Consider the following 12,725-nt stretch of genomic DNA (forward strand, 5'->3'; position numbering starts at 1 on the left):
CCGTGGAAGCTGGCACAGGCACCTTCGTGGATTTGAGAGAATAGGTCCATGCAATCTCTCGGTGACCCGCACCCGTCCACGTCCCCCGCCGGCAAAGGCATGTTCAAGGGCTTCCGCATTGGCGGCCTGGGGATGACCGTCGTCATCATCGCGTTCCTGGTGGCCGTCATTTTCGCGGCAAACCAGAACGATGTTGTGGGTTGGGTTGTCGCAGTAGTGGCCTTCGGTTGGTTGGCTCTGGCCTCTTTCGTGGTGTTGAGCATCCGCAAGGCCGCGCAGCGGGCAGGTGCAAAACTGACCGAAGCGCAAAATGCCTTTAACGCCGCAGCCGGCCGCGCGCCGTCGTCGTCCGCTGCTGACAGTGGCGGCACGCGCGTCGTGGCCGAACGCAGCAAGTCAGATGAGGTTCGCGACCTCAAACTGGACCACTCCTTCAAGATCGTCCAGGTGCAGGTCCGTGTTGTGGATGAGGAGCGGGCAAAGGGCGGTGCCGCCGATCAGGACACCATCAACCGCGCACTGGAAACCATCGCCATTACGGCCACCAATGCGCGCGACATGATCAAGTCCTCCGGCGGCTCGGACGAGCCCGTAGCCGGCACCATCATCGACTAGAGTGGACCGGGTGAGTACGGCATTGAAGAAGGACTTCCTTCGCATCGCGTCAGTTAACGTCAACGGCCTGAGGGCTGCCTACAAGAACGGCATGGCGGAATGGCTGGAGCCCCGCGAGGTTGACATTCTCTGCCTCCAGGAAGTCCGGGCACCTGATGACATCGTCAGGAAGCTGATCGGCGAAGGCTGGCACATCCTCCACACCGAAGCTGAGGCCAAGGGCCGCGCCGGTGTTGCCATCGCGTCCCGCGAGGAACCTACTGCCACCCGCGTCGGTATTGGCGATGACTACTTTGACACGTCCGGACGCTGGGTTGAAGCCGATTACACCGTCAAGAACGGTGCCGGCGAATCCACCACGCTCACGGTCGTCAGCGCCTACGTGCACTCCGGAGAAGTGGGAACCCCCAAGCAGGATGACAAGTTCCGTTTCCTCGACGCCATGACGGTACGCCTGCCTGAGCTCGCCAAGCACAGCGACCACGCTTTGGTAGTGGGCGACCTCAACGTCGGTCACACAGAGTTGGACATCAAGAACTGGAAGGGCAACGTCAAGCGTGCCGGCTTCCTCCCGGAGGAGCGCGCGTACTTTGACCGCTTCCTCGGCGAAGAAATCGGATGGAGGGATGTCCACAGGGGCCTGGCAGGAAATGTCGCCGGCCCCTACACCTGGTGGTCCCAGCGCGGTAAAGCCTTTGACACTGACACTGGCTGGCGCATCGACTACCACCTGGCCACGCCGGGCCTCGCGGCAGCCGCTTTCTCGGCTGTCGTGGACCGGGCGCCTTCGTGGGACACCCGCTTCTCCGACCACGCACCGCTGGTAGTCGACTACCGGCTCTAAGCTCCCTAAGGTATTCCTCCATGACTAGTTCCACCACGACTGAAACCGGCGCACCCGCTGATGCATCCGCCGACCCCAGGGCTGTGACATCCACCAAGCCAGCCGTAGGCGCCAAGCATCGTGTCTTGTCCGGCATGCAGCCCTCCGCTGACTCCTTGCACCTGGGCAACTACCTCGGCGCACTGGTCAACTGGGTCCGGATGCAGGACGAGTACGACGCCGTGTACTTCATCCCGGACCTGCACGCCATCACCGTGCCCCAGGACCCGGCCGAGCTCGCCCACCGCACTCGAGTCACCGCCGCCCAGTACATCGCCGGCGGCGTGGACGTGGAGAAGTGCACCCTCTTCGTCCAGTCCCAGGTCCCTGAGCACGCCCAACTCGCGTGGGTCTTGAACTGCATCACTGGCATGGGCGAAGCTGCCCGCATGACGCAGTTCAAGGACAAGGCGCAGAAGCAGGGGTCGGACCACGCCAGCGTTGGCCTTTTCACGTACCCGATCCTGCAAGCTGCCGATATCCTCCTCTACCAGCCGCACGGTGTGCCGGTGGGCGAAGACCAGCGGCAGCACGTGGAGCTCAGCCGTGACCTCGCCAACCGCTTCAACAGCCGGTTCGGGGAGACGTTCCAGGTTCCCGAAGCCTTCATCCAGAAGGAATCGGCAAAGATCTACGATCTTCAGAACCCGAACGCCAAGATGTCCAAGTCTGCGGAATCACCCGCCGGACTGATCAACCTCCTGGATGATCCCAAGACCGTGGCCAAGCGCATCAAGTCGGCCGTCACGGACACTGAAACCGAGATCCGCTACGACCGCGAGAACAAGCCGGGTGTCTCAAACCTGCTGACCATCTACTCGGCCATCAGCGGAACACCGGTAGAGAAGATCGTGGCTGACTACCAAGGCAAGATGTACGGGCACCTCAAGGTTGACCTCGCTGAACTCGTCTCCGGTCACCTGGCACCCATCCGGGAGCGGGCCAATGAGCTCCTGGCCGATCCCGCTGAACTCGACCGGCTCCTCGCCCTCGGAGCAGACAAGGCACGCGACATCGCGTCAGCTACTCTCGCGGACGTCTATTCCAAGGTCGGTTTCCTGCCCTACCGCGGAGATGCCCACCGCGACCTGGGAGTCCGCTAACTCCATGTGCTCCGCTGGCCAGCTCAACGTCAAGACCGACACCCGCAAGGGTGTCGGTCCGGACGACTCTCGCCAGACGGGTGTTGCCGGCACCGACTGCGGCGACGGTGACACCATGTGTGTTGGTGTCATCCTCGGCTTTCCACCGGAGATCGCCCGCGAACTCCAGGAATGGCGCGCCTCCTTCGGTGACCCGATGGCCGAGGTTATTCCTGCCCACATCACACTGATCACCACCACACCTACTCAGGACTGGGCCGCTACCCGCGAGCATGTACGGGAAGTGGCCCGGACCCAGGAACCCTTCCACATCACCATTTCCGGCACGGGTTCGTTCCGGCCCGTGTCACCGGTGGTCTTCGTGAACGTTGAAGAGGGCTTTGAAGAGTGCGTGCAGTTGCACGAGAAACTTCAAACCGGGCCGCTGGAACGGTTGCTCCCGTTCCCATACCACCCGCACGTCACGGTGGCCCACGACGTCGCCCAGGAAAATCTGGATGAGGCCGAAACGGTCCTCAGAGATTACCGGGCGACCTTCCCTGTGGTTAGCATGGGACTTTACGAGCACGACACCAATGGAATATGGCAGCTACGGGAAGAGCTCGACTTTGGCGGCGATACTGACGAAGAACAGCAAACGGATTCACGCCACGCAGGCGGACGCTCCTCCGCTGCCAACTGAGCTGGCCAAGCTCAAACTTGAGCTGCTTCGCAAGAGGCAGGAATGGGGCCAGTCCAAGCGCGCCGGTGATGGCCTGCCGAAGAAGGCCGGAGCGTTCTTTGCCCTCTTCATGGCCAGGCTGAACACCAACCGTGCCTTGCGTTCTTTCCAGCACTACACACGCCAGCATGGGCCTCTGTTGAGTGCGGGTATTGGCTTCAACATGTTCTTCTCCGTGACGGGTCTGCTGACCACTGGCTTTGCAGTGGCGGGAATTGTTTTGGGGGGAAGCCCGGCGCTTCAGGACGCCGTCATCGACAGCGTGGCCGCGGCGGCCCCCGGGCTCCTTCAAGTGGATGGCGGCGAAGGACTGGTGGATCCCCAGTCGTTGCTCAACCCGTCCGGACTTGGCTGGACAGCCCTGATCGCGGCGGTAGTGACTGTCTTCATCTCCCTGGGCTGGATAGCAAGCATCCGGGAGGGCATCCGGGGGATCATGAACGCCGCTCCGTTGGTGCGTAATGCTGTCCTCCAGAAGCTCATCGACGCCGGTACCCTGTTGCTCCTCGGAGTCCTTCTGGTCATCAGCGCAGGCGCCTCCCTGATTTTTGGGACAGCCGCCGATTGGTTCATCGGTTTGCTGAAGTTGGACGAGACAGTGGCCGCACCTATCGCCGCCACCGTCAAGATTGTGGTTCCCCTCCTGCTGAACTGCGCGACGGCGGCAGTTCTCTTCCGTATCGCCGCCGGCCTTAAGCTGGGGAGGCGCGCGTTCCTTGAAGCGGTGGTGCTCGCCGGCACAGGGACCACTGTCCTTCAACTTTTCAGCACCGAACTCCTGGCCCGGTCAGGAAACAACCCCGTTCTGGCGTCCTTCGCCATCATCATTGGCCTGCTGATCTGGTTCAACCTGGTGAGCCAGGTGTACCTCGTCTCGGCGTCGTGGTCGGCCATTCGTGAGGCCGATACTGAGTCGGGGGAGACCCCGCGCAAGAAAGTCCTTGGGTCGCGTCGCGTGGCGCCCCGCACCTGACAGTTCTTTCTCCCGGGAGGCGCCATGAACAATCAACTGTGGATCGGCTGCCTCCTCGGGGCTGCCGTTGGTCTCATTGTGGGGCAACTGATCTTTAAGTCCCCTTTCCTGGGCATCCTCATCGGGGTGGGGCTGGGGGCACTTGTCGGGGCTGCAGTGGGACCGCGCCGGGGATAGTGGGCGTGTCCCCTGGGCTGAGGCTAGGGTGCTTGCACCAGCCCTTCCCAAGCCACGGTCCAGTCGGCCGGAAACCCGGGGGCGTGGCGGTCCGGACCGTTGTCCCATCCAGCTGCCATGAGAGCGACAGCGGCCAGCAGCCCACCATTTCCTGGCAGGTAGAGCGGCAACGAGTCCGTCTGCCGGTTGTGCCCGTTGGGCAGGACCGTGTTCTTGCCCGCGCTGAGGAGGAGCGCATCCACTGCGGCCTCCGGGTCCTCAAGCCGTGCTGCGGTCATGGCCATCACTGGGTAATCCCAGCCCCAGGTGCTGCCCCAGTCCCAGTCGGACAGCACGCCCGAGAGTGTTGCCCGCATGATCTCCGGATCGATGATGTCTGTCAGCGGGAGGACTCCGAGGGCGCACAGCATGGACGGATGGTCGGTGCGGATGGTGAAGGGTTCACTATCGATCGCTGCGTACACGCCGCCGATCACCCGCGGAGGAACCATGCCCTCTGCTACGTCGGACCATCCAGGCACCGGTTCCAGGCCCAGACGCTCCCGCCACGCTGAAGCCGTGCGCAGGCCCCACTGCCAGTAGGCCAGCTCGAAGGTGGGGTTGGTGACCTTGGACCGGATGGACCCGTAGCTTTCCTGCGCCGGGATCAGGGGTGGCCCCAGCTCGAATCCCCGCGAGGTGGGGTGGGCAAAGCCGGCCATGAAAGCAGCTGTCTCAAAGACGATCTCCGCGAACTCTTTCAGGACGTCGCAGCTGGGGTTGGCCCGATACACCAGTTCGGCCAGGTGGATGGGGTGCGGCTGCTGCCAAATGAGGAATGTGCCGATCGGACTGGGGCTCTCCCGACCGTCCGGCCCCACCTGCTTGGGCCAGCGAACGCCGTCGAATCCTTGCGCTTTGGCCGTCTGCCGTGAAGTCTCCAACACCGTGGAGTACCACCGCAACGACGGCAGGAGCAGCTCCACACGGTTCCAGTACGCAAAGTGGGCCGCATGCCACCAGTGCATCTCCAGATGGAAGCGGCCACGCCACGAGTTGCACACGAGCCCCGTTTCCTGCGGCGGCAAGGAACCCGCGCAATTAATCGCCGTGAGGTATTGGGACAACACAATCCGGCGTTCCAATTCCTTGGCGCGCGGATCATCGGTGGCATCGAGCTCGATCGCCCCGCCCGAGGACCAGAACTCAGGCCAGTAGGCGGCGGATGCTTCGAAGATTGAACGTGCCGGTGAAAGTGCGACGCCGGTCCGCGCCTCCGCAGGGCCCTCCGGCTGGTGGGCGTGGTTGGCTGGCCTGTTGTTGCCCCTCGCGATACAGTCGCCATCCCCGGCCGACACGAACGCCACGGAGAAGTCCAGCACCGTATCGCTGCCCGGTGTTCCAGGCGACGCCGGGGCGATGCGGAGATCATGCTGACCGGCCTGTACCACGGCCAGGCTCTGACCAGTGATCACCACCTCGTAGCGGGAATCGTCCAGTTCGCGCTGGGCGGTCCATGCTGTGGATCCGTTGTTTCCCACTGGTGACGGTCCACTGAGCGTGGTGGTGTGGGCATCCGGTCGATCCCAGTCCGCGGCGTCATGCCAGGCCTCGGACCCGTAGGGGAAGCCGACGCCGACAAACAATCCGCCACCAAGCGCAGTGGACTCCACACGGAAGCCGAGCTCATCCCGGTCCGGGTGGCACGCCGTCGTCACTTTCACCCGGTGACCTGCCACTGTGAACAGGCTGGTGATGGCTCCTGTCCAGAGGTCCAGTGTTTGTTCCGTGTCAGTGATGTCCGCTGCATTCAACGGACGCTCGGTGCCATCGTGCAGCCAGCGAAAGCCGATGCGCCCCAAGTCCAGCCGGTGCGCGTTCGACCTGAGCCACGTTTCCGCCACGGAGGTGTCGGTTTCACGATCGTTCACGATGTCACCCACCATGTCCACGTAAGGGACTGGGCCGCGGGGCGAATCGTAAAGGACGGTGGATCCAGCGAGGTGGTAGGGGTGGGGTGGTGGAACGGAGTGCCAGCCCCACTGCGCTTGCGTTCCCAGGAGTGTCCCGGGTGGCAGGTCGTCACGTGCGCCCACGGGGTAGTCGGTGGGTAATGACTGCAGCCCGGTGAGGTCCACGGTGAAGGCGAACTCGCCGTTGCCGACGGAGACGGGGCTGCGAGGATCCAGTTGCTGCTGCCGGACGTTGTGCCGCCGGACCAGTGCCTTGCGATCAATAGCGGGGTGTGGCGGGTTCATGTCAGCCTTTCTGAAGGGATGACGCCGGCGAGCGTCACGGTGTCCTCAAGTTCAAGGAGCGGGAAGAACGCTGCCCGTTCGTAGGGAGTTTCGTTTGGCTGGTGCAACGTCAGGAACAGGCTTCCGTCCAGGTGGCGGCCAATCATTCCATGGCCGCCATCTGCGCTCCAGAGAGGATCGGGCTCTTGCTTCCAGGGGCCCAGCACTGTCCCTGATTCGCTGCGGGCAATCCCCATGGCGTAACCGTTGTCACCGAAGCTGGACCACAGCATGATGAGTTTTCCGCTTGAAAGCCGGAAGAGGAACGGACCATCGGTGACATACACAGGAAACCCGCGGTCCCGGACGGATGGGACATCAAGGGCGCGGGACCAAGGAGCCTCCGATGCGCTGAAAAGGAACACCGGCACGCCCTTGGCGCTGCGCAGGTCCGGGTCGAGGCGCTGGGCCATCATGGCGCCGTCGTGCACCTGCTTCCATTCATGGCAGAAGACCAACCACGGCGTTCCGTCGTCGTCCACATGGAGCGTGCCGTCCAAGCATTGCCAATTTCCGGGCGTGACCGGACCGTCGCTCCATGGTTCGTAGGGACCCTCGGGCTTGTCTGCTGCCAGTATCTGCGTTCCGCGGAGGCGCCCGGGCGCAATGAAGGTGGCGAACATGAAGAAGCGCCCTTGGTACTCATGGACTTCGGGGGCCCAGTACTGCTCCTGGCTCCAAAATCCGCGCGGCGGCCTGAACGCCTCAAGGGGGCCCTGCCAGGTGAGCAGGTCGCTGCTTCGATAACAGTCGAATCCAGTGGCCTGTCCTGACCAGATGTTTTTGTCCGTGCTGCCGAACAGGAGATAATCGCCGGACGTGGGCTGGGTCAGCACGAAGGGGTCCCGGATCTGGATCTGGTTCAATCGTAGGTCCACTGCGTCCTCCTTGACGGATCCAAATAGTTCATATTCCAAACTATTGACGAATATACACCGCCTTGATACGTTTCAGGAACCGTTTTCTTGAGCCTGAAAGAAGCTTACCCAATGACGCGTAAATCTCTCCGACATCTCCGTAAGTCCATCGCTTTCGTAGCAGCCGTCAGCATGCTGGGCCTCACTGCGGCCTGCTCCAGCCCCTCCTCCAACCAGCCGGAAGATGGGCCAGTGGAGATCAGGTTCTCGTGGTGGGGCAACGCCACCCGGGCCGACCTCACCAACAAGGCCATCAAGGAATTCGAGGCGGCCAACCCCAATATCAAGGTCAAGCCGGAATACGGCGACATCGGCGGCTACTTCGACAAGCTGGCCACCCAAGTTGCAGCCAACGATGCCCCTGACGTCATCACCATGGGTGGCGCCTACCCGGCCGAGTACGCCAACCGTGGCGCCCTCCTGGATCTGTCCAAGGTGGAGGGTTCGCTGGATCTGTCCAAGATGGACCAGGGAGCACTGGAAAATGGGCAGGTCCAGGGCAAGCAGTACGGCGTCTCCACCGGTGCCAACGCCCTGGCCATCGTCGTCAACCCTGCCGTGTTCCAGGCTGCGGGTGTTGCCTTGCCGGATGACAGCAAATGGTCCTGGGACGATTTCGCCAAGACGGCAGAGGACATCACAGCCAAGAGTCCCAAGGGGACCTACGGCACCGCTACCGTCCTGACGCATGACTCGCTGGATGCCTTCGCCCGACAGCGCGGGAAGTCCCTCTATACCCAGGACGGCCAGTTGGGTCTGGACAAGGACACCGTGCGGGATTATTTCGATTTCTCGGTGAAACTCAGTGAATCAGGCGCCGCTCCCAGCGCCTCGGAGACGGTGGAGAAGCTCAACGTCAGCACCGAGCAGACACTCATGGGCATGGGCCAGGCCGGCATGATGTTGACCTGGACCAACTCACTGACTGCCCTCAGCAAGGCCTCCGGTGCAGACTTGAAACTGCTTAAACTGCCTGGCGAGACGCCCACACCCGGGATCTGGCTCCAGTCTTCGCAGTTCTACACCATTTCAGCCCGGAGCAAGCACGCGGATGCTGCCGCCAAGCTGGTCAGTTTCCTGGTGAACAATGAGGCCGCAGCAAAAATCATCCAGAGCGACCGCGGGGTGCCCAGCAACTCCGGCATGCGCACGGCCATCCAGGACCTCCTGACGCCCCAGGGAAAAGTGGAAGCCGCCTATATCGACCAGATCGGCAAGATGGACTTCGCGCCAACGTTCATCGGTCCCACCGGTTCCACGGCGGTCTCCGAGATCACGGCCCGCATCAACACCGAAGTCCTCTTCAAGCGGTTGAGCCCGAAGAAGGCAGCAGAGCAGTGGCTGAGCGAGAGTAAAGCGGCCATCGGCAAGTAGTACCCAACTAGGTGACAGCAAATGCTCTACTGAGGCGTCAGTGGAGCGTTTGCTGTTACCTACATGGGCGGCTGGGCCCTCAGCCGGCGTCGCGGACCTAGCTGACTTCCAGGTAGGGGTCCGCCCACGCTCCGATGATGCGCGCAACCCGTGCGGCCTGGCCCTTTCCGGTAAGGAGATGCTCGCTGCCCTCCAGGGAGATGAAACTCCGGGGGTGCCGGGCCGTACGGAAGATCTCGCTGGCGTTGTCGATCCCCACGGTGTTGTCGGTGGGGGAGTGCATCACCATCAGCGGCTTGTGAAGGGTGCGAATGCAGTCGCGCAAGTCGGCGCGTTCCACGTCCTCCACAAAGTGGCGGCGTACCTCCATGGGACGTCCGCCGAGGTCAACCACGGCGCTGCCGTCGCGCAGGATGTCCTCAATCTCCGTGTCGAACATGTGCTCGACGTGCTTGGGCTCGTACGGTGCGGCAACGGTCACCACGGCGTTCAGGCCAGGGACGTCGCGGGCTGCGGCCAACACGGCTGCACCGCCGAAGGAGTGGCCCACCAGCAAGGAGATTCCCCGGCCCTGCTCCCTCATGAACTCCGCGGCCAGGATGGTGTCGGCCACCTTCACGCTGAACGATCCCGCTGACCATTCACCGGCAGAACCGCCCAAACCCAGGTTGTCGAAACGCAGCATGCCGACGCCCTGCTCAGCCAATCCCTTGCAGATGCGGGAAGCGGCGGGGCTGTCCTTGCCGAGGGTCAGTCCGTGTGAGTACAAGCCCCAGCCGCGGAGGGGCCCTTCCGGGACGTCCACGATGCCGGCCAGGGTGTCGCCGGTACTTCCCGTGAAGCTGATCTTTTCAGAGCGTGACACGCTGATCTCCTTGCATTGCGGTGGCGTTTTCCGTGACGGATCCGGCGGCGGCTGGCTTCGACACTTGGTTAACGACGACGGCGCCCCTCACCAGCAGTGGTGAGTGGCGCCGTCGTCGTGGTTGTTCTTGTACGAAACGCGAACTAGATCTTGCGGGACAGGATGGCCTGCTTGACCTCTGCGATTGCCTGGGTCACCTGGATGCCACGGGGGCAGGCTTCCGAGCAGTTGAAGGTGGTGCGGCAGCGCCACACGCCTTCTTTGTCGTTGAGGATCTCAAGGCGCATGTCGCCGGCATCATCACGGGAATCGAAGATGAAGCGGTGCGCGTTGACGATCGCTGCCGGACCAAAGTACTGGCCGTCGGTCCAGAAGACCGGGCAGGATGAGGTGCAAGCGGCGCACAGGATGCACTTGGTGGTGTCATCAAAGCGCTCACGGTCCTCAACGGACTGCAGGCGTTCCTTGGTGGGCTCGTGGCCCTTGTTGATAAGGAACGGCATGACTTCGCGGAAGGACTGGAAGAAGGGTTCCATATCCACGATCAGGTCCTTCTCCACGGGGAGGCCCTTGATCGGCTCGACGGTGATGGGCTTGGTGGTGTCCAGGTCCTTCAGCAGCGTCTTGCAGGCGAGGCGGTTGCGGCCGTTGATGCGCATGGCGTCTGAACCACAGACACCGTGGGCGCAGGAGCGGCGGAAGGAAACGCTGCCGTCGATCTCCCACTTGACCTTGTGGAGGGCATCCAACACGCGGTCCGTGCCATACATGGTCAGCTTGTAGTCATCCCAGCGTGCCTCGTCCGAAATTTCGGGATCGTAGCGGCGCACGCGGAGCGTGATGTGGAACGTGGGGATTTCACCGTCGCCGGCAACACTTGCCGGGAGCTCGATCTTGGAAGCGGGCTCTGCCATTTCGGTCGTCATTAGTACTTACGCTCCATCGGCTCGTAACGGGTGAAGATAACGGGCTTCGTCTCAAGACGGATGCCCGCGACGGATTCCGCCGAGGAGTCGACGGTGACGGAGGTGTCCAGGTAGGCCATGGAGTGCTTCATGAACTTCTCGTCATTGCGGTCCGGGAAGTCTTCGCGGTAGTGGCCGCCGCGGGACTCTTCACGGTGCAGTGCACCAACAGTCATGACCTTGGCCATGTCCAGGAGGAAGCCCAGTTCCACGGCTTCCAGGAGGTCAAGGTTGAAGCGCTTGCCCTTGTCCTGAACGGTGACGTGCTTGTACCGCTCCTCGAAGGAAGCGATGTCGCGAAGGACCTGTTCCAGGGATTCCTTGGTACGGAACACCTGCATGTTGGCGTCCATGGTGTCCTGCAGTTCCTTGCGGATCTGCGCAACACGCTCGGTGCCGTTGCCGGTGAGCAGGCCGTCCAGGATGCCGCGGGTCATTGCCTCGGGGTCCTCGGGCAGCTCGACGTAGTCGGCCGTCTTGGCGTACTCCGCAGCAGCGATGCCCGCGCGCTTGCCGAACACGTTGATGTCCAGGAGCGAGTTGGTGCCGAGGCGGTTGGAGCCGTGCACGGACACACAAGCAACTTCACCGGCTGCGTAAAGGCCCGGGACGATCGTGTCGTTGTCCTGGAGCACTTCCGTGGTGATGTTGGTGGGGATGCCACCCATGGCGTAGTGCGCCGTGGGGAACACGGGAACCGGATCGGTGAACGGTTCCACACCAAGGTAGGTGCGGGCGAACTCCGTGATGTCCGGAAGCTTGGCTTCGATGTGAGCCGGCTCAAGGTGGGTCAGGTCCAGGAGGACATAGTCCTTGTTAGGGCCGCAACCGCGGCCTTCGCGCACTTCGTTCGCCATGGCACGGGCCACGATGTCACGGGGTGCGAGGTCCTTGATGGTGGGGGCGTAGCGTTCCATGAAGCGCTCACCCTCTGAGTTGCGCAGGATGGCACCTTCACCACGTGCACCCTCGGTGAGGAGGATGCCCAGGCCGGCGAGGCCGGTCGGGTGGAACTGGAAGAACTCCATGTCTTCCAGGGGGATGCCGCGGCGGAAGGCAATGCCCATGCCGTCACCCGTGAGGGTGTGGGCGTTGGACGTGGTCTTGAAGACCTTGCCGGCGCCGCCCGAGGCGAACACCACGGACTTGGCCTGGAAGACGTGAAGTTCGCCGGAAGCGAGGTCGTAGGAGACCACGCCGGCAACGCGCTTCTGCTTGTACGGGGTACCGTCTTCGCGCACTGCGTCTTCTTCGACGATCAGCAGGTCCAGAACGTAGTACTCGTTGTAGAACTCAACGTTGTGCTTGACGCAGTTTTGGTACAGCGTCTGCAGGATCATGTGGCCCGTACGGTCGGCTGCATAACAAGCACGGCGGACGGGAGCCTTGCCGTGGTCACGGGTGTGGCCACCGAAACGGCGCTGGTCAATGCGGCCTTCGGGCGTGCGGTTGAACGGCAGGCCCATCTTTTCCAGGTCCAGCACGGCGTCGATGGCTTCCTTCGCCATGACCTCGGCTGCGTCCTGGTCAACCAGGTAGTCGCCACCCTTGATGGTGTCAAAGGTGTGCCATTCCCAGTTGTCTTCTTCGACGTTGGCCAGTGCTGCACACATTCCACCCTGGGCTGCACCGGTGTGCGAACGGGTGGGGTAGAGCTTGGTCAGTACCGCTGTGCGTGCGCGCTGACCGGACTCGATCGCGGCGCGCATGCCGGCGCCACCTGCACCGACAATAACGACGTCGTACTTATGGACCTGCATACCAGATGCTCTCTCTTTCAAAATTCAGATGGTCTGCGGAGGCTGCTCCGCTACGTCAGGCGAACCGGTTCACTCCGCAGAGCCACCGGAAACGCT

The 12,725-nt window shown here is 62.7% G+C and carries 12 protein-coding genes; 7 read left to right on the forward strand and 5 right to left on the reverse strand.

Annotated elements, in window-relative coordinates:
• The first annotated feature begins 48 nt into the window (after positions 1 to 48).
• From QEH68_RS06355 to QEH68_RS06380, 6 genes are read left to right on the forward strand one after another with little or no spacing between them, the layout of a single operon-like run.
• Positions 49 to 615, forward strand: coding sequence for a hypothetical protein (locus QEH68_RS06355; protein WP_089594128.1), 567 nt, complete (start codon positions 49 to 51; stop codon positions 613 to 615).
• A gap of 10 nt (positions 616 to 625) precedes the next feature.
• On the forward strand, positions 626 to 1,459 hold the full coding sequence (locus QEH68_RS06360) for an exodeoxyribonuclease III (protein WP_207596756.1): 834 nt from the start codon (positions 626 to 628) through the stop codon (positions 1,457 to 1,459).
• 20 nt (positions 1,460 to 1,479) lie between these two features.
• On the forward strand, positions 1,480 to 2,601 hold the full coding sequence (trpS, locus tag QEH68_RS06365; RefSeq protein ID WP_207596757.1) for a tryptophan--tRNA ligase: 1,122 nt from the start codon (positions 1,480 to 1,482) through the stop codon (positions 2,599 to 2,601).
• A 4-nt stretch (positions 2,602 to 2,605) separates the two neighbouring features.
• Positions 2,606 to 3,283, forward strand: coding sequence for a 2'-5' RNA ligase family protein (locus QEH68_RS06370; protein WP_207596758.1), 678 nt, complete (start codon positions 2,606 to 2,608; stop codon positions 3,281 to 3,283).
• Positions 3,210 to 4,295: a YihY/virulence factor BrkB family protein gene (locus QEH68_RS06375; RefSeq protein ID WP_280627427.1), complete on the forward strand. Its 1,086-nt coding sequence runs from the start codon at positions 3,210 to 3,212 to the stop codon at positions 4,293 to 4,295. Before QEH68_RS06370 ends, QEH68_RS06375 begins: the two co-directional genes overlap by 74 nt.
• A gap of 24 nt (positions 4,296 to 4,319) precedes the next feature.
• Positions 4,320 to 4,472: a glycine zipper domain-containing protein gene (locus QEH68_RS06380; RefSeq protein ID WP_280627428.1), complete on the forward strand. Its 153-nt coding sequence runs from the start codon at positions 4,320 to 4,322 to the stop codon at positions 4,470 to 4,472.
• 23 nt (positions 4,473 to 4,495) lie between these two features.
• Here QEH68_RS06380 and QEH68_RS06385 read toward each other — a convergent pair whose 3' ends face one another.
• On the reverse strand, positions 4,496 to 6,709 hold the full coding sequence (locus QEH68_RS06385; RefSeq protein ID WP_280627429.1) for a hypothetical protein: 2,214 nt from the start codon (positions 6,707 to 6,709) through the stop codon (positions 4,496 to 4,498).
• The gene (locus QEH68_RS06390; protein ID WP_280627430.1) at positions 6,706 to 7,626 is read right to left on the reverse strand and encodes a glycoside hydrolase family 43 protein; all 921 of its coding nucleotides are present in this window, start codon (positions 7,624 to 7,626) and stop codon (positions 6,706 to 6,708) included. Before QEH68_RS06390 ends, QEH68_RS06385 begins: the two co-directional genes overlap by 4 nt.
• A 111-nt stretch (positions 7,627 to 7,737) precedes the next feature.
• On the opposite strand from QEH68_RS06390, the gene QEH68_RS06395 reads away from it, so the two are divergent.
• Complete coding sequence (locus QEH68_RS06395; RefSeq protein WP_280627431.1) at positions 7,738 to 9,039, forward strand: sugar ABC transporter substrate-binding protein; 1,302 nt, start codon at positions 7,738 to 7,740, stop codon at positions 9,037 to 9,039.
• A 97-nt stretch (positions 9,040 to 9,136) separates the two neighbouring features.
• Here the strand turns inward: QEH68_RS06395 and QEH68_RS06400 are convergent, their stop codons facing one another.
• From QEH68_RS06400 to sdhA, 3 genes are all read right to left on the reverse strand, one after another.
• Positions 9,137 to 9,904 (reverse strand): alpha/beta fold hydrolase, encoded by a 768-nt coding sequence (locus QEH68_RS06400; RefSeq protein ID WP_280627432.1) that lies wholly within the window; start codon positions 9,902 to 9,904, stop codon positions 9,137 to 9,139.
• Between the two features lie 143 nt (positions 9,905 to 10,047).
• The gene (locus tag QEH68_RS06405; RefSeq protein ID WP_026542862.1) at positions 10,048 to 10,830 is read right to left on the reverse strand and encodes a succinate dehydrogenase iron-sulfur subunit; all 783 of its coding nucleotides are present in this window, start codon (positions 10,828 to 10,830) and stop codon (positions 10,048 to 10,050) included.
• Entirely contained in the window at positions 10,830 to 12,629 is a 1,800-nt protein-coding gene (sdhA, locus tag QEH68_RS06410; RefSeq protein ID WP_207596763.1) for a succinate dehydrogenase flavoprotein subunit, read from the reverse strand. The genes QEH68_RS06405 and sdhA overlap by 1 nt, the downstream gene beginning before the upstream one ends.
• Positions 12,630 to 12,725: the final 96 nt, after the last annotated feature.

Origin of the sequence: Paenarthrobacter sp. OM7 (assembly GCF_029873575.1) — a bacterium.
Taxonomy (GTDB): domain Bacteria; phylum Actinomycetota; class Actinomycetes; order Actinomycetales; family Micrococcaceae; genus Arthrobacter.

Bases quoted from the DNA above. Each gene is read 5' to 3' on its own strand.
- QEH68_RS06355 (WP_089594128.1), top strand. From the start codon at position 49: ATGCAATCTCTCGGTGACCCGCACCCGTCCACGTCCCCCGCCGGCAAA.
- trpS (WP_207596757.1), top strand. From the start codon at position 1,480: ATGACTAGTTCCACCACGACTGAAACCGGCGCACCCGCTGATGCATCC.
- QEH68_RS06370 (WP_207596758.1), top strand. From the start codon at position 2,606: ATGTGCTCCGCTGGCCAGCTCAACGTCAAGACCGACACCCGCAAGGGT.
- QEH68_RS06380 (WP_280627428.1), top strand. From the start codon at position 4,320: ATGAACAATCAACTGTGGATCGGCTGCCTCCTCGGGGCTGCCGTTGGT.
- QEH68_RS06385 (WP_280627429.1), bottom strand. From the start codon at position 6,709: ATGAACCCGCCACACCCCGCTATTGATCGCAAGGCACTGGTCCGGCGG.
- QEH68_RS06395 (WP_280627431.1), top strand. From the start codon at position 7,738: ATGACGCGTAAATCTCTCCGACATCTCCGTAAGTCCATCGCTTTCGTA.
- QEH68_RS06405 (WP_026542862.1), bottom strand. From the start codon at position 10,830: ATGACGACCGAAATGGCAGAGCCCGCTTCCAAGATCGAGCTCCCGGCA.
- sdhA (WP_207596763.1), bottom strand. From the start codon at position 12,629: ATGCAGGTCCATAAGTACGACGTCGTTATTGTCGGTGCAGGTGGCGCC.